Raw genomic sequence first — 20,465 nt, forward strand, 5'->3', positions numbered from 1 at the left:
GTGTGCTGCGTTTGTGCGCCGCGCGTTACCTGGCCCTTCCGCCCTGCCTTCCCCCAGGCAGACGCTGGAGGGCCGGTTTGCGGCATTTACAAACATTGTGGCATCACCATCATACCCAGCCAGTGCAATACGGCCGATGGCGGTTCACGGCAGGACAGCCGCGAAAGTCCACACCATCCGATACCGGAAGCCCGACGACCGGGTGCTGCGCGGCGATTATCAATCAACATGTTTACGCCGAAATGCGGGGTGGCGGTTTGGCGCGGCAGCGGTACTGTCGGCTATTCCGAGGGCACCGTCTTGAAGCCATTTCCAGATATCCCGGTTCCGGGTTCGCACTACAGCAGCAGCAACGCTGATTGTCAGCTCGCACTCGCGTCGGCCTTCGACGCACTTGCCAGGCAGGCCGAGCGTGCCGGGTGGCCGATCGGAGATGTTTCAGTTTCGCTGCTGATGCTCGCCTACCGCCATCTGAACAAGAATTCGGCCGGCGTGGACACCGTCAAGATAGCGATGGAACGGGCAATGAAACGGCGCCTTACTCATCACTGAGGTTCGGATCGTATCCTTGGGTAGAGGGATCTGTCTCGGACACACCCATCTCCCTATCGGCAGCATGGCTATAGTCCGCCGATCAGCAGCCTCCCTCTCTACCTCCTTTGTGCCGCCCATGCATCCGAATTGCCGGATAACCAGCATCGCGCCCCGATGATTTAATTTTCTTGCGGTTCATCGACGCGCGGGCGATCCGCGTCGTGACGAGTGCCTTGATACGCTTTGTGGCGGTTCCACCCATGGCCAGCAAACTTTCAACACGCATGCACGCCGCCGAATCGAGGCTCGCGAAACGTTGCCATCGCTGTGACGGCGACGGATTCTTGCTCATCGAACCCTCGGACATGCGATCCGACATGAACATCGCCAACGCGAAAGTGAGGCTCAGCGACGGGCGTTCGTCGCCCGCACTTGGATGGATGAACCCGTATCTCTACCCCCACGTCGTCGCGGCGGGGGTCGAGCTCCCCCAGATCGAAGCCTACGAATACGAATGCCAGCGTTGCCTCGGGTCAGGCGAAATCCGGTGGGGCCGCGGCAAGAGCCTGCCTCCGGTCGGTTTGATGCGCGCCTGGTAGGGGGCCTGAATGTCGGGCAAGAAGCGGACAGCAGCGAAGAGCGGCGATAACTAAGTGCTTATCCAAGCCGCATGGCGGAGAGGGAGGGATTCGAACCCCCGATGGGCTTGCACCCATGCCGCATTTCGAGTGCGGTGCATTCGACCACTCTGCCACCTCTCCGGATGCATGGTCGGCCGTTGCCGGCGCGGCGCACTCAATAACGGCTGTGGTGCCCGCCCGCAAGGGCCAATATCGATCAAATCGCCGCATCGCGTTGACTCCTCGACGCCCTTGGGATAAGCACGGCACGCTTCCGGCGCGGACTCTCTCTGCGCCGGTCGTGTTTTAAACCCATCCGACTGACAAAAAGACGGCCGGACTGCTCCTGGAGCAGCCAAAAGGCCGGACCGAACAGCGAAAGGCAAAAAATGTTCGCAGTCATCAAAACCGGCGGCAAGCAGTACCGCGTTGCAGCCGAAGATGTATTGAAAATCGAAAAAGTCACCGGCAACGTCGGCGATATCGTTGAAATCGGCCACGTGCTCGCCTTCGGCGAGGGCGAGAATGTGACGATCGGCGCTCCCTTCGTGGAAGGCGCTGTCGTGACGGCCGAGGTGGTCGAGCAGGGCAAGGCGCGCACCGTCATCGCCTTCAAGAAGCGCCGCCGTCAGAATTCGCGCCGCACCCGCGGCCATCGCCAGCTTTTGACCACGGTCCGGATTGCTGAAATCCTGACCGGTGGCGCAAAGCCAGCGAAAAAGGCTGCGGCCAAGAAGGAAGCGGCGGCTGCCGCTCCGGAAGCCGCAGAGAAGCCCGCCAAGAAGGCTGCGCCGAAAAAGGCTGCAGCCCCGGCGGAATCAGAGTAAGAACAAGGCCTGAAGGAGAACACCGATGGCACATAAGAAAGCTGGCGGTTCGTCGCGCAACGGTCGCGATTCGGAGTCCAAGCGCCTTGGCGTGAAGAAGTTCGGCGGCGAGAAGGTCCTCGCCGGCAACATCCTCGTGCGTCAACGCGGCACCAAGTGGCATCCCGGTACCAATGTGGGCATCGGCAAGGACCACACGCTTTTCGCGCTCGATCAAGGCGCAGTCGCGTTCCGCAAAAAAGCCAATGGCCGCACCTACGTATCGGTGAACCCGATTACGGAAGCAGCGGAGTAGCCGGTATCCGCGAGATAACACCGGCGCCCATCTCGGGAACCGGTGTCTGGACAGTCCAGAAAAGGATCAGGGGAGATGGGCCGCCATCTCCCCTTTTTCATGCCTGGAGGAAGTCATGGTTGCCGAGAAGGAAATTCTGGAAGACGAGAGTCCGGTCATCGATTGCCCGGTTCTGGTCACCGAGCGGCTGGTGATGAGACCGCCGCATAACGACGACATTCCCGAACTGGCCCAACTCGCCAACAACCGGCGCGTCGCCGAAATGCTGGCCCGCATGCCGTTTCCTTACGGCGAGACAGAGGCCCGCGCGTTCCTCTCAATGACCAAGGAGAGGCGGACCGCAGGCTGTTCCTATGCCCTCACGCTGGCGGAGAGCGGCGCTTTCATAGGATGCGCCGGCTTGAACGGCACCGATCGCGGCCTGGAACTCGGCTACTGGATTGGCGAGCCCTACTGGAAGCGCGGCTACGCCACCGAGGCGGCACATGCGCTGGTCGACCTCGCCTTCCGGGCGACCGCCATCGACCTACTGCATGTCTCCTGCCGGGTGATCAACCCGGCATCGCGCCGTGTCATCCACAAGTGCGGCTTCCAGTATGCCGGACAGGGCATGCTGAATTCGATCGTTGCCGGACAGGTTCCGGTCGAGCGTTATCATCTCGACCGCAAGACCTGGGTCAGCTTGAGGACATGGGCACGAGCATGATCCTGATCCGGCGGGATGATTGTCCCTGCCGGATCAATTCATTTCAAGCCAGACGGGAAGATGGTCGGAACCATGCGCGTCGCTGTCGATCCAAGTCTTGCCCACACGCCCCGCCAGGCTGGCGTGCAGGAAGGCGTAGTCGATCAGGCGATTGCGTTCCGGCCTCCCGTCGTCGACCCAGGAGACCGAGCCGGCGGGCAGTGGCTCGCCAAGGGTGAAGGCGTCGACCGGATGATGCGCGACGATCTGGCGGCCTTCCACATCGTCGACGCTGCCGGTCATCGCGACATATTCGGGCGAGCCCTGAACCATGTTGAAGTCGCCCATCAGCACGAAGCCTTCCGGGCACGGCGGCTCGGGGAAACCGAATTCCACGCCGCCGGAAAAAGCGCCACCCTCGAGGGGATAGCCGAATGCCCGCTGCTTCAGATAGCCGATCTGCTGCAGGCGCTCCTCGACATTCACATGGTCGAGATGGACCGAATAGACACGCAGCGCCTCGTCCGGCGTGACGATCAGCGCTTCAAGGGCCGAACGTTGCAGGTTGCCCCGGTTGAAGCGGCGGCTGCGCGGCAAAAGAAGATTGCGCGATCCGACGATCGGCCAGCGCGACAGCACCATGTTGCCGAAGTTCAGCCGCTTATTGGCGGGCCTGCCGTCGCCGTCGCGCCCACCGAAGTCGACATCCATCGCCGGCCCGAAAACATGGAAGTAATCTGGCAACAAAGCGGTGATGCCGGCAACCACGTCGGCGCCCTCGTTGCGGCTGAAATTCCGGGTGACTTCCTGCAGGGCGATGATGTCGGCGCCGGCGAGGCTGGCTGCGATGCGCTCAAGGTCAAACCTGCCGTCGCGGCCGATGCCGTATTGTATGTTGTAAGAGACAAGTTTCATGGCAATTTGCGGCTCCCGGCGTTTCCAGCAAACCCGCACTCGCACTCTCAGCCTGTTTGCGCTAGAGCAGGTCGCCGTTTCCATTAGCAGTGTAAAGCGTTGTCCGCCCGATGAAATTTCTCGACCAAGCCAAAGTCTTCATTCGCTCCGGTGACGGGGGCGCCGGCAGCGTGTCGTTCCGGCGCGAGAAGTTCATCGAGTTCGGCGGACCGGACGGTGGCGACGGCGGTCGCGGCGGCGATGTCTGGGTGGAGGCCGTCGACGGGCTGAACACGCTGATCGATTACCGATACCAGCAGCATTTCCGCGCCAAGACCGGCGTGCACGGCATGGGCCGCAATCGCACCGGCGCCAAAGGCGCCGACGTGATCATGAAAGTGCCGGCCGGCACCCAGATTTTCGAAGAAGACAATGAAACGCTGATCCATGACCTGACCGAGGTGGGCCAGCGCTATCGGCTGGCCGCCGGCGGCAATGGCGGCTTCGGCAACCAGCATTTCAAGACCTCCACCAATCAGGCGCCGCGCCGCGCCAACCCTGGCCTGCCGGGCATGGAAATGACCATATGGCTGCGGCTGAAGCTGATCGCCGATGCCGGGCTCGTCGGCTTGCCCAATGCCGGCAAGTCGACCTTCCTCGCGGCCGTGACCGCGGCGAAGCCGAAGATCGCCGACTATCCCTTCACCACCTTGCATCCCAATCTGGGCGTCGCCCGCGTCGATGCGCGCGAATTCGTCATCGCCGACATTCCGGGCCTCATCGAAGGCGCCCATGAAGGCGTCGGCATCGGCGACCGCTTCCTCGGCCATGTCGAGCGTACGCGTGTGCTTCTGCATCTCGTTTCCGCGCTGGAAGAAAATCCGGGGAAAGCCTACAAGACGGTGCGCGGTGAACTCGAAGCCTATGGCCAGGGCCTGTCGGACAAGCCGGAGATCGTGGCGCTCAGCCAGGCCGACACACTCGACCCCGACGCCCGCAAGAAAAAGCTCGCTTCGCTGAAGCGCGCCGCCGGGCAGCAGCCCATGGTGCTTTCAGCGGTTTCAGGCGAAGGCGTCGAAGCGGTGCTGCGTTCCCTTATTGCCATCGTCGAACAATCGCGCGCCGAACGCCCGGTCTCGGTCAAGTCCGAGTCGCGCTGGCAGAAGTGAGCGGATCGCGATGGCCCTAAAGTCGCTGAAGAATTACCGCCGCATCACGGTCAAGATCGGCTCCGCATTGCTCGTCGATCGCTCGACGGGACTGAAGCGCGAATGGCTGGCGTCGCTTGCAGACGATATTGTCGGCCTCGCCGCGAACGGCGCCGACGTACTGGTGGTCTCATCGGGCGCGATCGCGCTCGGCCGCACCATCCTTGGCCTCGGCAAGCGCGTGCTCAAGCTGGAAGAAAGCCAGGCAGCCGCCGCTGTCGGCCAGATCGCGCTCGCCGGCGCATGGTCGGAAGAGCTGGCCCGCCGCGGCCTGAAATCCGGGCAGATCCTGGTAACGCTCGGCGACACTGAGGAGCGTCGCCGCTACCTCAACGCCCGCGCTACCATCTCGACGCTCATCAAGATGAAGGCGATACCGGTCATCAATGAGAACGATACGGTCGCCACGTCGGAGATCCGCTACGGCGACAACGACCGGCTGGCCGCGCGCGTCGCGACCATGATGGGCGCCGACCTGCTTGTGCTGCTCTCCGACATCGATGGTCTCTATACCGCGCCGCCGGCACTTGACCCCACAGCGAAATTCATCCCGGTGGTCGAGCGTATCACCCCGGAAATCGAAGCCATGGCCGGAGCCGCGGCTTCCGAACTCTCGCGTGGCGGAATGCGCACCAAGCTCGACGCCGGCAAGATCGCCACCGCTGCCGGTGCCGCGATGATCATCACCGCCGGCAGGAGGTTGAACCCGCTCTCGGCCATCGAGCGTGGTGAGCGAGCGACGTTTTTCAAGCCAAGCGCCCAGCCCGTGAAGGGCTACAAGACCTGGATCGCGGGACAGTTGGAACCCGCTGGCCGGCTGACCGTCGACGCGGGCGCGGTCGGCGCCCTGCTGTCGGGCAAGTCCTTGCTGCCGGCCGGCGTCAAACTGGTCAGCGGCAATTTTTCGCGTGGCGATACGGTGGCTATCCTCGCGCCGGACGGCCGCGAGATCGCGCGCGGCCTTGTTGCCTACGATGCCGCCGATGCCGTAAGGATCGCTGGACTGAAAAGCACCGAGATCGCCACGGTTCTTGGCTATGAAGCGCGGTCGGCCATGGTGCATCGGGACGATATGGTCATGAGCCATGCCGCGGAGGCCGTGGCGCTTGTCCGCGCGGAAGGTTAGGCGATGCTGAAGCTGAAAGAAAACTCCCGCGACGATACCGCCTCGCTGATGGCCGATCTCGGCCGCAAGGCGCGCGCGGCCGCAAGGCCGTTGGCCATCGCCAATGCCGAGCGCAAGCATGCCGCGCTGATCGGCATGGCCGAAGCGTTGATCCGCCGGCAGGACGAGATTCTCGATGCCAATGCGGTCGACATGAAGAACGGCCAGGACGCCAAGCTGTCCCCGGCCCTCATGGATCGCTTGAAGCTGACGCCCGGCCGTATCCGCGACATGGCCGACGGCATCCGCGCCATCGCTGAGCTGCGCGACCCTGTCGGCGAAGTCATCGCCGAATGGGACCGTCCGAACGGCCTGCACATCGAACGTGTCCGCACGCCGCTCGGCGTCGTCGGTGTGATCTACGAAAGCCGGCCGAACGTGACCGCCGATGCCGGGGCACTCTGCCTGAAGGCCGGCAATGCCGTCATCCTGCGTGGCGGCTCGGACTCGCTCAATTCGTCCGCAGCCATCCATGCCTGCCTTGTCGAAGGATTGAAGGCGGCAAAACTGCCTAAAGATGCGATCCAGCTTGTGCCGACGAGCGACCGCGCAGCGGTCGGCGAAATGCTGAAAGGTCTTGACGGCAATCTCGACGTCATCATTCCACGCGGCGGCCGCAGCCTTGTCGAGCGCGTGCAGACGGAAGCCCGCGTTCCGGTGTTCGCGCATCTCGAAGGCATCTGTCACCTCTACATCGACCGCTCGGCAAGCCTCGACATGGCGATCGGGATCGCGGTCAATGCCAAGATGCGCCGCACCGGTATCTGCGGCGCCGCCGAGACGCTGCTTGTCGACCGTGTGGTGGCAGGCACCCACCTGACGCCGATTCTCGAGGCGCTTGCGAAGGCCGGCTGCGAAATCCGCGGCGATGCGGACGTCGTCAAGGCGTTTCCTTTCGCCAAGCGTGCGACCGAGACCGACTGGACCACCGAATATCTCGACGCGATCATTTCGGTGAAGCTGGTCGACGGGATCGCCGACGCCATCGAGCATGTCGAAACCCACTCCTCGCATCACACCGAAGCGATCGTCGCGGAGGATGCGAAAACGGTCGAGAAATTCTTCAACGAGATCGATTCTGCGATCCTTCTCCACAATGCCTCGACCCAATTCGCCGATGGCGGCGAATTCGGCATGGGGGCGGAGATCGGCATCGCCACGGGCAAGATGCATGCGCGCGGCCCGGTCGGGGTCGAGCAGCTTACATCGTTCAAGTACCGCGTGCGCGGTTCCGGCCAGATCCGGCCTTGAGCGATATCTCGACGCTCTATCCGGAGGTCGGGCATCGCTATTTGCGCATGCCGCATGTCGAAAAGGGCATGCAGGTGGGCCTCTTCGGTGGCTCGTTCAATCCGCCTCATGCCGGCCATGCGCTGGTGGCCGAAATCGCCCTGCGGCGGCTCGCCCTGGACCAGCTCTGGTGGATGGTCACCCCAGGCAACCCCCTGAAGAGCACCAGGGAACTTGCGCCGCTTGCCGAGCGTATCCAGCTCTCCGAAAAGGTCATGCACGACCCGCGCGTCAAGGTGACCGCCTTCGAACTGCGCCACCACATCCGTTACACCGCCGACACGCTGGCGCTGGTGAAGGCGCGCAATCCCGGCGTCGACTTCGTCTGGATCATGGGCGCCGATAATCTCAGGGATTTTCACCGCTGGCAGCGCTGGCGCCAGATCGCCATGACCTTTCCGATCGCTGTCATCGACCGGCCCGGCTCGACGCTTTCGTTCCTGTCGTCGGTGGTGGCCAAGACCTTCGATTATGCGCGCGTCGACGAAGGTGACGCGCCTCGTCTGGCGCGCATGAAGGCGCCGGCCTGGACCTTCATACATGGACCTCGCTCGTCGCTCTCGTCCACCGCGCTCCGCAAGACGATGAACCCTGCCGGGTAGCGCCTGCCTTGCCGCCGACAGGTTGAGGGATTACTGATTGGACGACCGGAACACAACTGACCGAACCGACGTGAACGTTTCCCTCGACACCCGCAAAAACATCGACGCTCGCAACGTTTCCGAAGCGTCGGCCGGTGCGATCCTGACGATCGACCTGAACGCAATCCGCGAAAACTATCGCCGCCTCAAGACGAAACTCGGCAAAGCAAGATGCGCCGGCGTGGTGAAGGCCGATGCTTATGGACTGGATGCCGCCCAGGTTGCGCCTGCCCTCGCCAAGGAGGGCTGCGACGCGTTTTTCGTGGCGCATGTCGACGAGGGGATGGCACTGCGCGGTGCACTGGGTCCGGTCCCGAAAATCTACGTGCTCAACGGTTCTCCGCCCGGCGCCGAAGCCGAATGCACCGCACATCGCCTGGTCCCTGTCATCAACAGCCTGGAGCAGCTCGAGGCGTGGCGGCAGACAGCCAAAACCCGCGACAAGAAATTGCCCGCCGTGATCCAGGTCGACAGCGGCATGTCGCGGCTCGGCATGGCGCCCGTCGAAGTCGAGCGCCTCGCCGCCGATCTCGATGCACTGGAAGGTATCTCCATCGATCTCGTGATGAGCCATCTGGCTTGCGCCGACGAGCCTGACAACCCGGCCAACCCCTTGCAGCGCCGAAATTTTGAAACCTTGCGGGCGAAACTCCCATCAGCTCCCGCGTCCTTTGCCAACTCGTCGGGGATATTCCTGGGATCGGACTATCACTACGATCTCGCCCGTCCAGGTGTCGCGCTCTACGGCGTCAACCCCACCCCCGGACACCCGAACCCGATGCTTCCCGTGGTTAGCTTGTCGGCAAAAGTTATCCAGACGCGTGAACTTACGGGCGACACCGGCGTGGGATATGGCCACAGCTTCCGGACCAGGGAGCCGTTGGTGGCGGCGACCATTTCCCTTGGTTACGCGGATGGCTGGCAACGCCGGACTGCCGGAGCGGCCTTCTTCAAGGGTATTCGCCTGCCTTTCGCCGGCCGGGTGTCGATGGACAGCATCATCCTCGATGTTTCCGCCCTGCCGCCGGGCACGCTGAAAGCCGGTGACCTTGTTGACCTGATCGGCAAGGAGCAGACCGTGGACGAAGTGGCCGCGATCGCCGGCACCATCGGCTACGAGGTGCTTACCGGGTTCGGAAAGCGTTTTCACCGACGATATATAGGTGCCTGACCGACACCTGCTGCGCCGACGCTTCGCAGCTTCGAGCTTGACAAGCGCAGCCCGGTCGGAAAGGTTCAGGCCATGCGCAACGCGGCCAAACTTCCCAGCCGATTTTTCTTCCGGGTCTGCCCGATCGCGGGATCGTAGCCCCGGCTCGGTCGCCATGCGCCGTCCGAGCCTCGGGGCACCTGTTCACAACGCATAATCCAGAACGTCTGCGAGACCGGTAACGGTCCGCGTGGCGTTTCGCGACAATTGCATACGCCGAAAGGCGTCCGGCAGAACCGCCAGTACGAGGCAGGTCGCCGCAGGATCACGGAAGATTTCATGCGCCAGGACACCAAAAACCGCCAGCCACCCAATATCATCGTCAGCGAGACCGACCACCAGCGCTTGACCACCCTCGCCACCGCCGCACTCAGCCGTATTCCTGACGTCGCCGGAGATCTGCTGTCCGAGATGGACCGCGCCAGGATTGTGCGCCCCGGCAAGATTTCACCGACGGTTATCCAGATGGGTTCCGTCATCGAGTTTCAGTCGGAAATCGATGACCAGAAGCGCATCACCCTGGTGTATCCGGGCGAGGCGGACATCGCCGAGGGCAAGATCTCGATCCTGACGCCTCTGGGTACCGCCCTGATCGGTCTGTCGCAGGGCCAGTCGGTGATGTGGACGGCCCGGAACGGACGCCAGCTGACCCTGAACATTCTGGCGGTCGAACAGCCAACGGTGCCGGCAATCTGACGGTGGGTGAAAAAATGACCCGCTTCGAACGCTGGCGGCGTTCGGCCCGCCGCCGCCTCCAGAACCGCGCGGGATGTCTCGTCGCAGGATCGTAGCCCCTGCGCCCGGCGCATGGCGTCGCCATGCCGGGCCAGGGGATCAACCTTCCACAGTCATCCCGAGTTCATAATCCAGGCGGAGCCGTGCGCCCGCCGATGGAGGTTCAGAATGTTGGCCAGTGCGGCATGTCAATTGACGACCAAGGACTATACGATTCTCGAAGCGATTCTTACGCGGCAGGACAGCCGGGACGATCCGGTCCTGCCGATCCTCAAGCGCAAACTGTCTTCCGCAAGGGTGGTTTTTCGCGAAACCGTCCACCCCGACGTGGTGACCCTCAACAGCCGCGTCGCATTCCGCGTTGACGATAGTCCATCGATCACGCGTATTGTCGTGCAGGGCGAGCCTCGCGGAATGGTCGGCATGACGCTGCCGATCACGGTGCCGCGAGGGCTGACCTTGCTCGGCATGGCGAAGGGCGATACTGCGTTGGTGATGCGACCAGACGGTTCCCACGAAACGATCCTAGTGGAAGACGTGCTCTTCCAGCCGGAGGCTGCGAAATGGCCCCACGCGCGAAGCGCGCGGGCCGCCCACACTGGCGCGCCATTTCTCAGGCTGGTCCATTCGACGGATACGCCTGTGCCATCCGCAACCATTGCCACCGGCATTCCGGCGGGCGATGACGACCCCGGCCCGACCGCGGCCTGAACGACCGGAGAATTGGCTCTATGAAGATACTTATCCTCGGCGGTGGCGTGATCGGCACCACGACGGCGCATTATCTCGCCGAGGCGGGTCATGAGGTGGAGGTGGTCGACCGGCAACCGGGCGTCGCGCTGGAGACGAGCTTCGCCAACGCCGGAGAAGTATCGCCCGGCTATTCGTCGCCGTGGGCCGGGCCCGGCGTTCCGATCAAGGCGGTCAAATGGTTGCTGATGAAGCATGGTCCTCTGGTCATCAGGCCGCTCCTCGACCCCGCGATGTGGTCCTGGGTGTCGAGGATGCTCGTCAACTGCACCTCGGCCCGCTACGCCGTGAACAAGGCGCGCATGGTGCCGATCGCGGAATACAGCCGCGATATGCTGAAGGCGCTGCGCGCCTCCACCGGCATCGCCTACGACGAACGCAGCCAGGGCACGCTGCAGCTTTTTCGTACCCAGAAGCAGGTGGACGGCACCGCCGGCGACATCGAGGTGCTGAAACAGTTCAACGTGCCTTATGAGGTGCTCGACCCTGCTGGCTGCATCGCGGCGGAACCGGCGCTGGCCGCGGTGCGCGAAAAGTTCAAGGGTGGCCTGCGGCTGCCCGGCGACGAAACCGGCGACTGCCAGATGTTCACTACCAAGCTGGCCGAGCATTGCACGGCGCGCGGCGTAAAATTCCGCTTCGGCACATCGATCGAAAAGATCGTCGCCAGCGGCGGCGCCGTCACCGGCGTCGTCACTAGCGCGGGCCTGTTGACGGCGGACGCCTACGTCGTCGCGCTCGGTTCCTATTCGCCGGTGCTGCTGAAGCCGCTCGGCCTTGGCGTTCCGGTCTATCCGATCAAGGGTTACTCGATCACCGTGCCCATCACCGACGCGGGCGGAGCACCGGAATCGACGGTCATGGACGAGACCTACAAAGTGGCGATCACCCGGCTCGGCAACCGCATCCGCGTCGGCGGCACCGCTGAAATCTCTGGCTATGATATGAAGCTGCGCGAGGCGCGTCGCGACACGCTGATGCATTCGGTAGGCGATCTTTTCCCCGGCGGCGGCGACCTCTCGAAGGCGAGCTTCTGGTGCGGACTCAGGCCGATGACGCCGGACGGCCCGCCCATCGTCGGACAGGCGGGGCCGAAAAACCTCTACCTGAACACCGGCCATGGCACACTGGGCTGGACCATGGCCTGCGGTTCGGGCCGTGTGCTGGCCGACGTCATCTCCGCCAGAAAACCCGAGATCGATGTCAGCCAGCTAGGCCTGCAACGCTACGCGTGAGGACGGTTATTTCAACGAACGGGGATGGTCCTCCGATTGGTACATCGAGATCGTATGGCCGTCCGGATCGGCAATATCGGCCGACCATCCCCCGGGGGCATGGCTGACCGGGGTGACGATCGTTGTGCCTTTGCTCGCCAGCGCCGTCACCACATTGTCGATGCCTCCGTCCGGGAGATCGAAGACGATGACCGGCGAATTGCCGGGCCGCGAATCCTGCTGGAAGAAGATCAGTTCAACGCCGTTGGCCGTGCGGGCCATCAGCCAGGTATGGCCGTCGCCGTCATCCTCCATGCGCTCGACATCGAGGCCAAGGACGTCGCGATAGAACATCTCGGTCCTTGCTATGTCAGAGACGTAGTAGCAGACGGTGCCGAGCTTTGATTTGCCGAACATTTTTCACTCCTGATGGTTGGACATACGCTTCCCTGTTGCCGGCGTGACGCATTTTGTGAGGCTGCCGATCACAAAAAGATGTCCGTCAGGATCGTGACTGGCCAGCAGGATCCCTTCACTGCGCGCCAAGCCGAGCAATGACCGCCGGATGCAGCCGAAATTCAGTTTGCCCGAGAGGCCGGTCATGTCCTCGATGCGGCCATTGCCTGCGTCGCGCCAGCGCCTTCTGATCTCGGCAAAGCGTTGCCGCAACGCCGGATCCGACAGGCGCTGCAGCCAGGCGATTTCCTGCCGCGTATGGCCGGTCAGCACCAGCAGCGCCGTGGTACGCAGCGCCGGCGGCAATGCGGCCAAAAAGCTCCTGGGAAGTTCGTCGCGGTCGCCCGGCACCGGCTGGATCACCCCGGCCCAACGGTCGTCCCGTTTCTTGCGCCGGATCGCCGTCCGGGCATCGAAGGCGGCGCGCCGCCTCAGCGCACCGCGCAGCCAACGGCGGTTTTCGGGAGAGGAAAGATCGCTTCGCCCCGCTTCCACCGCTGACAGGAGAATGGTCTGCAGGAGATCTTCAGCCTCGTCCGCGCGACGCGTGACGCGCCGGGCCTGACGCAGCAATTCGACATAGGGACGCGAGAGCAAGCGAGATCCTCGGCTGGGCGATTGACGGACGATAAACGAGGCACACCGGTTGCAAAAGCGCGGCACAACCGTCTGGTGCATGCTTCAGGCAAACAGCGCACGCTCCTTTTCCACGGCCTTGGCGATGAAGCCGGCCACCGTCTGGATGCGGCGAAGCGGACGGACGGATTCGTGATAGACGAGCCAGTAGGCGCGGCGGATCGGGCGCGCCGCCGGCACGGCCACAAGTTCGGGGATGGCGCGCGCGATGAAAGCGTGAAGGATGCCGATGCCGGCGCCCGAACGCACCGCCTCGACCTGTCCCAACGCCGACGAAATGGAAAACCCGGCATGCCAGTCCGGGCTGAAATCGGCGGCATAGTCGAGGGACGGGCTGATCACCAGATCGGGCACATAACCGACAAGCCGATGGCTTGAGAGTTCTTCCGGCGTTTGCGGCATTCCGTTCGCCTCGGCATAGCCGCGCGAGGCGTAGAGACCAAGCGCATAGTCGACCAGTTTCTGGGCGACCAGCCTCCCTTCCGAGGGGCGCTCGGTGGTGATCGCAATATCCGCCTCGCGCCGTGACAGCGAAAACGAACGCGGCACCGGCACGAGCTGGATCGACAGATCGGAATAGAGTGCGGTAAGCGCGCCGAGCCGCGGCGCCAGGTAGGCAACGCCGAACCCGTCGGGCGCGCCAATACGGACCGTTCCGGAAACGTCGTCGCCATCGCCCGACACTTCGGCGCGCGCCGCGATCATGTCGGATTCCATGCGCTCCGCGATGCCAAGGAAACGCTCTCCCGCCGGCGTCAGTTCGCTGCCCGTGGTAAGCCGGCGAAACAGCTTTGTGTTAAGCGCCCCCTCCAGCGTCGCGACGCGGCGCGAGACGGTGGCATGGTTGAGATCGAGCCGTTTGGCCGCGCCGAGTATCTGCCCGGCTCGCGCCACCGCCAGAAAAATACGGACATCGTCCCAGTTCATCGGCGAAACCCGTCGATATAGCAGAAAACGCCATTGTTCCCCACTATGCATAAAATGAAACTCGCTGATAGCCCGCACATTAATTTCCGCACAACGGATGCTGTTCCCCTCGCGTTGCCATTTCCCTGCGGAAGCAGGACAATGCAGCATCAAACAAATTCAGGGAGAGAACGATGGTCGAGTACGGTCATTTCATCGGCGGCAAAAGGGTCGCCGGCACCAGCGGGCGCAAGCAGGACGTGATGCAGCCAATGGACGGCTCGGTGCGCGGCACCGTCGCCCTGGCCTCCGCGAACGAACTCGCCGCCGCGGTGGAGAATGCAAAGGCTGCGCAGGTGGCCTGGGCGGCGACCAATCCGCAGCGCCGCGTTCGCGTGCTGATGAAGTTCCTCGAACTGGCCAACCGCGAATACGATTCGCTCGCCGATATCCTGGCCCGTGAGCATGGCAAGACCATTGCCGACGCCAAGGGCGACATCCAGCGCGGCCTTGAAGTGGTGGAAGTCTGCATCGGTGCTCCGCACATGATGAAGGGCGAATTCACCGACGGCGCCGGCCCGGGCATCGACGTCTACTCCATGCGCCAGCCGCTTGGCGTCGTCGCCGGCATCACCCCGTTCAATTTCCCGGCCATGATTCCGCTGTGGAAGATCGCCCCCGCCATCGCCTGCGGCAACGCCTTCATCCTGAAGCCCTCCGAGCGTGATCCGGGCGTGCCGTTGCGTATTGCCGAACTGTTCCTCGAGGCAGGCCTGCCCGCTGGAGTGCTCAACGTCGTCAACGGCGACAAGGAAGTGGTCGACGCGATCCTCGATCATCCCGATATCAAGGCCGTCGGCTTCGTTGGATCGACGCCGATCGCGCACTACATCTATTCGCGCGGCTGCGCGGCGGGCAAGCGCGTGCAGTGCTTCGGCGGCGCTAAGAACCATATGATCATCATGCCTGACGCGGATATGGACCAGACCGTCGACGCGCTTATCGGCGCCGGTTACGGCTCGGCCGGCGAGCGCTGCATGGCGATCTCGGTGGCCGTTCCGGTTGGCAACGACACCGCCAATCGCCTGATGGAAAAGCTGATCCCGCGCGTAGAAAGCCTGAAGGTCGGCCCCTCCACCGATTCCTCGGCCGACTTCGGCCCCGTGGTGACCGCCCAGGCGCTGGAGCGCATCAAGGGTTATGTCGATATCGGCGTCAAGGAAGGCGCCAAGCTCGTCGTCGACGGCCGCGGCTTCACGATGCAGGGCTATGAAAACGGCTACTACATGGGGGGCTGCCTGTTCGACGAGGTGACGCCAGACATGCGCATCTACAAGGAAGAGATTTTCGGACCCGTGCTCTCTGTCGTGCGGGCGCCGAACTATGAAAACGCCATCAAGCTCGCCAACGACCACGAAATGGGCAACGGCGTCGCCATCTTCACCCGCGACGGCGATGCTGCGCGCGATTTCGCCAGCCGCGTACAGGTCGGCATGGTCGGCGTCAACGTGCCGATCCCGGTGCCGATCGCCTACTACACCTTCGGCGGCTGGAAAGCGTCGGGCTTCGGCGACCTCAACCAGCACGGCGCGGATGCCTTCCGCTTCTATACCAAGACGAAGACGGTCACCTCCCGTTGGCCGAGCGGCGTAAAGGACGGCGCGGAATTCGTCATCCCGACGATGAACTGACCTCGAAAGAGCTTCTGAACAATCGAAAACCCGGGCAATGCCCGGGTTTTGTTTTGTGAACCGGACAACGATCGGTTTTCCGCCGGTGCCCATGCTGCCGACAAGTTCAGAGTCACAGCCATCTTCCCGGCTTGTTTTTTTGCCGGGCAGCACCACATCAAACTATAGCGGGAGCGTCATGAATTGCTCCCGAAGACAGACCGGAACAGGGAAGGAGCGACGCGATGAAGACGTCGAAACCGGGCTGGATCGTTTCGGCGGATTGAGGTCCCCGTATACGCCTCTTTTGCCGGGACGCGATGGCAAAGGAGGTGCCCTATGGCACGCAGGTTCTTATCCCACTGGATAAAATACGCGCTTGCGGCGGTACTGATGGCGACAAGCACTGCTGTCGCACAGGCCCAGCAAAATTGCGGCCCGCATGCCGATCTGATCGCTCATCTCCACGAGAAATATCAGGAGCTGCAGGTGGGTTATGGCACGGTCGGCACTATAGCGATGATGGAAGTCTATGCCTCCGCCGCGGGAACGTGGACGATCATCGTCACTGACGTCGCCGGCAAGAGCTGCATCGTAGCAGCCGGCGAGGGATGGGAGACCACGACCGCTGCGACCTGGCCGGACGCGTAACCTTCCTTGCTTCGGCGCGGAACCGCCGTCCAATTCCACGGCCTGTAATTTCACGCTACCGCCGAACCGCGGCTTCGGCGTTGGCGCGCAACATGCCGATCAGGCGACCGGCCGCCTCCCCCGCACCGTCTTCGTCGCCGTCTACGATGGCTTTGACCAGCGTGACATGATGCTCCGTCGACGCCGCCAGGCCGGAGTCGGCCTGGTAACGGAACCAGAACCGGCGGCTGTGCGTCTGCAAGGGGGCCGCCAGTCTAGCTGCGAACGGATTGTCCGAAGCAAATGCCAGCGCCTCATCGAGCGCCTTGTCGGCCTCGAGGAAGGCCACCACGTTGCCGGTGATGGCTGCCTTCTGCATCGCCATGCCGGCGTCATGGAACTGCTCGGCAGCGCCGCGCGTGACGAAGCGGGCGGCGGATCGGGCAAGGATGACCTCGACCCCCAGTCGCGCATCGAGCACGCGCAGCCAGTCGCCGGCATGCAGTGGCGCTACCGCGACGCCGGCGCGCGGACGCACCTCGAGCAGCCCCTCCCACGCCAGCCTCTGGATCGCCTCGCGCACCGGCGTTCGGCCGAGTTCCAGCCGGTCGATCAGCGCACCCTCGGTGGTCACGCTTCCCGGCGCCAGCTCCAGTGTCACGATCAGGCGCTCCAGTGCCCTGTATGCCTTCACCGCCACCGGCTCGAAGGTTGCTGTCGCGATCTCTTCAGGCAAGTTCGCCTCCTGGTTGATATATTTTTGATATATCACAACGCCATTTCGGTTGACAGCCAGCATTGCCCGTAATATATCATTGATATATCAGATGGAGAGAGCCATGTGGAGCGGAGTTTTTCCGGCCGTCACGACAAAATTCACCGAGGATGACCGCCTCGACCACGCCGAAATGGAGCGCTGCTTCGGCTTGCAGATAGATGCCGGCTGCGATGGCATCATCGTTGCCGGTTCGCTCGGTGAAGGGCCGATGCTGTCGCATGACGAGAAGATCGATGTGCTGAAGACGGCGCAGAAAGTAGCCGGCAAGAAGCCCGTGCTTCTGACCGTCAACGAACCCGGCACCCGCGAAGCCGCAGCGATCGCCAAACGCGCTGCAAAGGAAGGCGCCAGCGGCCTGATGGTGGTGCCAAGCCCGATCTACCACACCAATCCGCAGGAGACCGTGGCTGCCCTTACCGCCGTTGCGCAAGCAGGCGACCTGCCGGTGATGATCTACTCCAATCGCCTCGCTTATCGCGTCGACGTTACCTGCGACGACATGGAAAAGCTCGCCGCCGACACGCGCTTCGTCGCCATCAAGGAATCCTCGGACGACATCCGCCGCTCGACCGAGATCATCAATCGGTTCGGCGACCGCTTCGACCTGTTCACTGGCGTCGACAACCTCGCCTTCGAGGCGCTGTCGGTTGGCGCCATCGGTTGGGTCGCGGGCCTCGTCGTCGCCTTCCCGCGCGAGACGGTGGCGATCTACCAGCTGATGAAGCAGGGCCGCCGCGAGGAGGCGCTGGCGATCTATCGCTGGTTCCGGCCGCTTCTCGACCTCGATGTATCGACCTACCTGGTTCAGAACATCAAGCTGGCGGAAGTGCACGCCATCGGCACCAACGATCGGGTGCGCATGCCGCGCCAGCCACTGTCGGGCGAGCGCCGGGCGACGGTGGAAAAAATCGTCAAGGACGCGCTTGCGGTGCGCCCGACCCTGCCGTCATTCTGACCCGCAAGATAAACATCAGCGAAAAGCCAGCGCCCATGGCCGAGGCCGCCCCGTCAGAGATCGATATTGCCGTCATCGGTGGCGGCATCGTCGGCATCTGTGTTGCGGCTCATCTGGCCGAGGCCGCGCGCAGCGTCACGATGATCGACCGCACCGGCATCTGCGAGGAGACCAGTTCCGGCAACGCGGCAGCACTCGCCTTTTCCGACATCCTGCCCCTCGCTCATAAGGGCATGCTAGCGAGTGTGCCGAAATGGCTGGCCGACCCGCTCGGCCCGCTGTCGATTCCGCCCGGCTATCTGCCGAAGCTCGCGCCCTGGCTCTACCGCTTCTGGCGCGCAGGCAGCCCAAAGAAGTTCGAAGCGAGCCTAGCCGCGCAGGCTTCGCTCATGAAGCTTGCCGAGAGCGCCTGGATGGGACTGATGGAGCGCTCCGGTACCAGGCCGATGCTGCATGAGGACGGCTCGCTGGAGCTTTACCAAGGCGAGGCCGAATTCAGGGCTTCGCTGGCCGGCTGGGCGGCTCGGGACCGCTTCGGCATCGACTACCGGCATCTGGCATGGGACGAAATCGCCGCCTATCAGCCCGGCCTGTCCGACAGCTTCAGCGCTGCAACGTTTGTGCCGGGCTGGAAGACCGTCAGTGATCCGAAGGAGTTCGGGAAGGCTATCTGGAGTTATGCCGAGAGCAAGGGCGCGACCTTCGTCCGGGGCGACGTTGGGCTGGTTCTCCCGCGCGGCGAAAACACCACCGTCCAGCTTCGCCAGGGCCGCACTCTGATGGCTCGACATGTCGTGATCGCCGCTGGCGCCTGGTCGCATCTTTTGGCGCGGCAACTCGGCGAGAAAATCCCGCTGGAGACCGAGCGTGGCTATAACACCACGCTGCCGTCGGGCGCTTTCGACATTAAGCGACAACTGATCTTTTCCGGGCACGGCTTTGTCATCACGCCGCTTGCCACCGGCATCCGGGTCGGCGGCGCTGTCGAACTCGGCGGTATCACCCGGCCACCAAACTTCCAGCGCTCGAAGGCGATGCTCGCGAAGGCCAAGCGCTTTCTGCCGGGCCTCAAAACCGAAGGCGGCCGCGAGTGGATGGGATTTCGCCCGTCCCTGCCGGATTCGCTTCCGGTGATCGGCCGGTCCCGCGGCCATGCGAACATCTTTTATGCTTTCGGTCACGGCCACCTTGGATTGACCCAGTCGGCGGCGACCGGAAGCATGATCCGCGATCTCGTGCTCGCGCGTGACCCATCGATCGACCTTTCACCCTTTTCCGCACAGCGGTTCTAATTCGGAGCACCGGCGCCATGGCGCGGCATTCTTTCCACTGTATCGACGGACATACCTGCGGCAACCCGGTCCGGCTGCTCGCCGGCGGCGGGCCGCTGCTCGACGGCGCCACCATGATGGAAAAGCGCGCGCATTTCCTCGCCGAATACGACTGGATCCGCACCGGACTGATGTTCGAGCCGCGCGGCCACGACATGATGTCGGGATCGATCCTTTATCCTCCGACGCGCGAAGACTGCGACATTGGCATCCTGTTCATCGAGACGTCGGGCTGCCTGCCGATGTGCGGCCACGGCACCATCGGCACCGTGACCATGGCCATCGAGCATGGGCTGGTGAAGCCGAAGACCCCCGGCATACTGCGCCTCGACACCCCGGCCGGGCTGGTCATCGCCGAATACCGGCAAATCGGCGAATATGTCGAGGAGGTGCGCATCACCAACGTGCCTTCCTTCCTCTACGCTGAAGAACTGGCGGTCGAATGCCCGGTGCTCGGGCCGCTGAAGGTGGATGTCGCCTACGGCGGCAATTTCTACGCCATCATCGACCGCCAGGAAAACTTCCGCGACATGCAAGACCATTCAGCCGGTGACCTGATCGCCTGGAGCCCGGTGATTCGGCAAAGGCTGAACGAGGCCTACTCGTTCGTGCATCCGGAAAATCCGGGCATCGACCGGCTGTCGCACATACTGTGGACCGGCGCGCCTAAACATGAGGAAGCGACGGCCCGCAATGCGGTCTTCTATGGCGACAAGGCGATCGACCGGTCCCCTTGCGGCACCGGCACGTCGGCCCGCATGGCGCAGCTTCACGCAAAGGGCAGGCTGAAGACCGGCGAACCCTTCGTGCACGAATCGATCATCGGTTCGCTCTTCACAGGGCGCGCCGAAAGGGAAACGACGGTAGGCAACCGGCCGGCCATCATCCCTTCGGTTGGGGGTTGGGCGCGGACGACAGGTTATAACACCATCTTCATCGACGACCGCGATCCTTTTGCTCATGGTTTCGTCGTCGTCTGACACTTTTGGAGGCGGAAGGAAGACGGACAGGCAGGGTTTCAAAGGGCTCTGCAAA

23 protein-coding genes, 1 tRNA gene and 1 pseudogene are annotated in these 20,465 nt (G+C 63.3%); 18 read left to right on the forward strand and 7 right to left on the reverse strand.

Annotated features, from left to right (window positions below; genetic code table 11):
* Positions 1-249 precede the first annotated feature (249 nt).
* Positions 250-552, forward strand: a complete 303-nt coding sequence (locus F3H98_RS08040) for a hypothetical protein (protein WP_149759602.1) — start codon at positions 250-252, stop codon at positions 550-552.
* 82 nt (positions 553-634) lie between these two features.
* Here F3H98_RS08040 and F3H98_RS08045 read toward each other — a convergent pair whose 3' ends face one another.
* Complete coding sequence (locus tag F3H98_RS08045) at positions 635-886, reverse strand: hypothetical protein (protein WP_210249668.1); 252 nt, start codon at positions 884-886, stop codon at positions 635-637.
* Here F3H98_RS08045 and F3H98_RS08050 point away from each other — a divergent pair.
* On the forward strand, positions 879-1,133 hold the full coding sequence (locus F3H98_RS08050) for a hypothetical protein (protein ID WP_210249669.1): 255 nt from the start codon (positions 879-881) through the stop codon (positions 1,131-1,133). The genes F3H98_RS08045 and F3H98_RS08050 overlap by 8 nt on opposite strands.
* Positions 1,134-1,205: 72 nt before the next feature.
* On the opposite strand, the gene F3H98_RS08055 is transcribed toward F3H98_RS08050, so the two are convergent.
* Positions 1,206-1,295: transfer RNA gene (locus F3H98_RS08055), tRNA-Ser, on the reverse strand.
* 248 nt (positions 1,296-1,543) lie between these two features.
* On the opposite strand from F3H98_RS08055, the pseudogene rplU reads away from it, so the two are divergent.
* From rplU to F3H98_RS08070, 3 genes and pseudogenes are all read left to right on the forward strand, one after another.
* Positions 1,544-1,966 (forward strand): annotated as a pseudogene (gene rplU, locus F3H98_RS08060) (50S ribosomal protein L21); the annotation flags it as partial.
* A 40-nt stretch (positions 1,967-2,006) separates the two neighbouring features.
* Positions 2,007-2,276 carry a 50S ribosomal protein L27 gene (gene rpmA, locus F3H98_RS08065; RefSeq protein ID WP_149759606.1) on the forward strand — a complete coding sequence of 90 codons (270 nt, stop codon included), beginning with the start codon at positions 2,007-2,009 and terminating at the stop codon, positions 2,274-2,276.
* 115 nt (positions 2,277-2,391) lie between these two features.
* Complete coding sequence (locus F3H98_RS08070; RefSeq protein WP_149759607.1) at positions 2,392-2,982, forward strand: GNAT family N-acetyltransferase; 591 nt, start codon at positions 2,392-2,394, stop codon at positions 2,980-2,982.
* Positions 2,983-3,015: 33 nt separating this feature from the next.
* On the opposite strand, the gene F3H98_RS08075 is transcribed toward F3H98_RS08070, so the two are convergent.
* Positions 3,016-3,876 (reverse strand): endonuclease/exonuclease/phosphatase family protein, encoded by an 861-nt coding sequence (locus tag F3H98_RS08075; protein ID WP_149759608.1) that lies wholly within the window; start codon positions 3,874-3,876, stop codon positions 3,016-3,018.
* A 110-nt stretch (positions 3,877-3,986) separates the two neighbouring features.
* Here F3H98_RS08075 and obgE point away from each other — a divergent pair, with 110 nt between their 5' ends.
* From obgE to F3H98_RS08115, 8 genes are all read left to right on the forward strand, one after another.
* Complete coding sequence (gene obgE / locus F3H98_RS08080) at positions 3,987-5,024, forward strand: GTPase ObgE (protein ID WP_149759609.1); 1,038 nt, start codon at positions 3,987-3,989, stop codon at positions 5,022-5,024.
* Positions 5,025-5,034: 10 nt separating this feature from the next.
* Positions 5,035-6,189, forward strand: coding sequence for a glutamate 5-kinase (gene proB, locus F3H98_RS08085; protein ID WP_149759610.1), 1,155 nt, complete (start codon positions 5,035-5,037; stop codon positions 6,187-6,189).
* 3 nt (positions 6,190-6,192) lie between these two features.
* Positions 6,193-7,479, forward strand: a complete 1,287-nt coding sequence (locus tag F3H98_RS08090) for a glutamate-5-semialdehyde dehydrogenase (protein ID WP_149759611.1) — start codon at positions 6,193-6,195, stop codon at positions 7,477-7,479.
* 47 nt (positions 7,480-7,526) lie between these two features.
* Positions 7,527-8,120: a nicotinate-nucleotide adenylyltransferase gene (locus tag F3H98_RS08095; RefSeq protein ID WP_149759695.1), complete on the forward strand. Its 594-nt coding sequence runs from the start codon at positions 7,527-7,529 to the stop codon at positions 8,118-8,120.
* A gap of 70 nt (positions 8,121-8,190) precedes the next feature.
* Complete coding sequence (alr, locus tag F3H98_RS08100) at positions 8,191-9,330, forward strand: alanine racemase (RefSeq protein ID WP_149759696.1); 1,140 nt, start codon at positions 8,191-8,193, stop codon at positions 9,328-9,330.
* Between the two features lie 318 nt (positions 9,331-9,648).
* Entirely contained in the window at positions 9,649-10,065 is a 417-nt protein-coding gene (rnk, locus tag F3H98_RS08105) for a nucleoside diphosphate kinase regulator (protein WP_149759612.1), read from the forward strand.
* Between the two features lie 207 nt (positions 10,066-10,272).
* Positions 10,273-10,815, forward strand: a complete 543-nt coding sequence (locus F3H98_RS08110) for a GreA/GreB family elongation factor (RefSeq protein ID WP_149759613.1) — start codon at positions 10,273-10,275, stop codon at positions 10,813-10,815.
* 20 nt (positions 10,816-10,835) lie between these two features.
* Positions 10,836-12,089, forward strand: coding sequence for a D-amino acid dehydrogenase (locus F3H98_RS08115; RefSeq protein WP_149759614.1), 1,254 nt, complete (start codon positions 10,836-10,838; stop codon positions 12,087-12,089).
* A gap of 6 nt (positions 12,090-12,095) precedes the next feature.
* Here the strand turns inward: F3H98_RS08115 and F3H98_RS08120 are convergent, their stop codons facing one another.
* The 3 genes from F3H98_RS08120 to F3H98_RS08130 form a co-directional block, all read right to left on the reverse strand.
* A complete protein-coding gene (locus F3H98_RS08120) occupies positions 12,096-12,485 on the reverse strand; it encodes a VOC family protein (protein ID WP_149759615.1) in 390 nt (129 codons plus the stop codon).
* A gap of 3 nt (positions 12,486-12,488) precedes the next feature.
* Positions 12,489-13,121 (reverse strand): RNA polymerase sigma factor, encoded by a 633-nt coding sequence (locus F3H98_RS08125; RefSeq protein ID WP_149759616.1) that lies wholly within the window; start codon positions 13,119-13,121, stop codon positions 12,489-12,491.
* Positions 13,122-13,205: 84 nt separating this feature from the next.
* Positions 13,206-14,087, reverse strand: a complete 882-nt coding sequence (locus tag F3H98_RS08130) for a LysR family transcriptional regulator (RefSeq protein WP_149759617.1) — start codon at positions 14,085-14,087, stop codon at positions 13,206-13,208.
* 173 nt (positions 14,088-14,260) lie between these two features.
* On the opposite strand from F3H98_RS08130, the gene F3H98_RS08135 reads away from it, so the two are divergent.
* Positions 14,261-15,757: a CoA-acylating methylmalonate-semialdehyde dehydrogenase gene (locus tag F3H98_RS08135; protein ID WP_149759618.1), complete on the forward strand. Its 1,497-nt coding sequence runs from the start codon at positions 14,261-14,263 to the stop codon at positions 15,755-15,757.
* A 318-nt stretch (positions 15,758-16,075) separates the two neighbouring features.
* Positions 16,076-16,387, forward strand: coding sequence for a hypothetical protein (locus tag F3H98_RS08140; protein WP_149759619.1), 312 nt, complete (start codon positions 16,076-16,078; stop codon positions 16,385-16,387).
* Between the two features lie 55 nt (positions 16,388-16,442).
* On the opposite strand, the gene F3H98_RS08145 is transcribed toward F3H98_RS08140, so the two are convergent.
* On the reverse strand, positions 16,443-17,165 hold the full coding sequence (locus F3H98_RS08145; RefSeq protein WP_149759620.1) for a GntR family transcriptional regulator: 723 nt from the start codon (positions 17,163-17,165) through the stop codon (positions 16,443-16,445).
* Positions 17,166-17,205: 40 nt separating this feature from the next.
* On the opposite strand from F3H98_RS08145, the gene F3H98_RS08150 reads away from it, so the two are divergent.
* From F3H98_RS08150 to F3H98_RS08160, 3 genes are read left to right on the forward strand one after another with little or no spacing between them, the layout of a single operon-like run.
* Complete coding sequence (locus F3H98_RS08150; RefSeq protein WP_149759621.1) at positions 17,206-18,099, forward strand: dihydrodipicolinate synthase family protein; 894 nt, start codon at positions 17,206-17,208, stop codon at positions 18,097-18,099.
* A gap of 35 nt (positions 18,100-18,134) precedes the next feature.
* The gene (locus tag F3H98_RS08155; RefSeq protein WP_149759622.1) at positions 18,135-19,391 is read left to right on the forward strand and encodes an NAD(P)/FAD-dependent oxidoreductase; all 1,257 of its coding nucleotides are present in this window, start codon (positions 18,135-18,137) and stop codon (positions 19,389-19,391) included.
* A 17-nt stretch (positions 19,392-19,408) separates the two neighbouring features.
* A complete protein-coding gene (locus F3H98_RS08160) occupies positions 19,409-20,410 on the forward strand; it encodes a 4-hydroxyproline epimerase (RefSeq protein WP_149759623.1) in 1,002 nt (333 codons plus the stop codon).
* The last annotated feature ends 55 nt before the right edge of the window (positions 20,411-20,465 follow it).

Origin of the sequence: Neomesorhizobium albiziae, assembly GCF_900114255.1 — a bacterium.
Taxonomy (GTDB): Bacteria; Pseudomonadota; Alphaproteobacteria; order Rhizobiales; family Rhizobiaceae; genus Neomesorhizobium; species Neomesorhizobium albiziae.

Bases quoted from the DNA above. Each gene is read 5' to 3' on its own strand.
- F3H98_RS08110 (WP_149759613.1), top strand. From the start codon at position 10,273: ATGTTGGCCAGTGCGGCATGTCAATTGACGACCAAGGACTATACGATT.
- F3H98_RS08075 (WP_149759608.1), bottom strand. From the start codon at position 3,876: ATGAAACTTGTCTCTTACAACATACAATACGGCATCGGCCGCGACGGC.
- F3H98_RS08135 (WP_149759618.1), top strand. From the start codon at position 14,261: ATGGTCGAGTACGGTCATTTCATCGGCGGCAAAAGGGTCGCCGGCACC.
- F3H98_RS08130 (WP_149759617.1), bottom strand. From the start codon at position 14,087: ATGAACTGGGACGATGTCCGTATTTTTCTGGCGGTGGCGCGAGCCGGG.
- rpmA (WP_149759606.1), top strand. From the start codon at position 2,007: ATGGCACATAAGAAAGCTGGCGGTTCGTCGCGCAACGGTCGCGATTCG.
- F3H98_RS08160 (WP_149759623.1), top strand. From the start codon at position 19,409: ATGGCGCGGCATTCTTTCCACTGTATCGACGGACATACCTGCGGCAAC.
- proB (WP_149759610.1), top strand. From the start codon at position 5,035: ATGGCCCTAAAGTCGCTGAAGAATTACCGCCGCATCACGGTCAAGATC.
- F3H98_RS08090 (WP_149759611.1), top strand. From the start codon at position 6,193: ATGCTGAAGCTGAAAGAAAACTCCCGCGACGATACCGCCTCGCTGATG.
- F3H98_RS08155 (WP_149759622.1), top strand. From the start codon at position 18,135: ATGGCCGAGGCCGCCCCGTCAGAGATCGATATTGCCGTCATCGGTGGC.
- F3H98_RS08140 (WP_149759619.1), top strand. From the start codon at position 16,076: ATGGCACGCAGGTTCTTATCCCACTGGATAAAATACGCGCTTGCGGCG.
- F3H98_RS08070 (WP_149759607.1), top strand. From the start codon at position 2,392: ATGGTTGCCGAGAAGGAAATTCTGGAAGACGAGAGTCCGGTCATCGAT.
- F3H98_RS08115 (WP_149759614.1), top strand. From the start codon at position 10,836: ATGAAGATACTTATCCTCGGCGGTGGCGTGATCGGCACCACGACGGCG.
- F3H98_RS08120 (WP_149759615.1), bottom strand. From the start codon at position 12,485: ATGTTCGGCAAATCAAAGCTCGGCACCGTCTGCTACTACGTCTCTGAC.
- obgE (WP_149759609.1), top strand. From the start codon at position 3,987: ATGAAATTTCTCGACCAAGCCAAAGTCTTCATTCGCTCCGGTGACGGG.
- F3H98_RS08095 (WP_149759695.1), top strand. From the start codon at position 7,527: ATGCCGCATGTCGAAAAGGGCATGCAGGTGGGCCTCTTCGGTGGCTCG.
- rnk (WP_149759612.1), top strand. From the start codon at position 9,649: ATGCGCCAGGACACCAAAAACCGCCAGCCACCCAATATCATCGTCAGC.
- F3H98_RS08150 (WP_149759621.1), top strand. From the start codon at position 17,206: ATGTGGAGCGGAGTTTTTCCGGCCGTCACGACAAAATTCACCGAGGAT.
- F3H98_RS08145 (WP_149759620.1), bottom strand. From the start codon at position 17,165: ATGCTGGCTGTCAACCGAAATGGCGTTGTGATATATCAAAAATATATC.
- F3H98_RS08045 (WP_210249668.1), bottom strand. From the start codon at position 886: ATGAGCAAGAATCCGTCGCCGTCACAGCGATGGCAACGTTTCGCGAGC.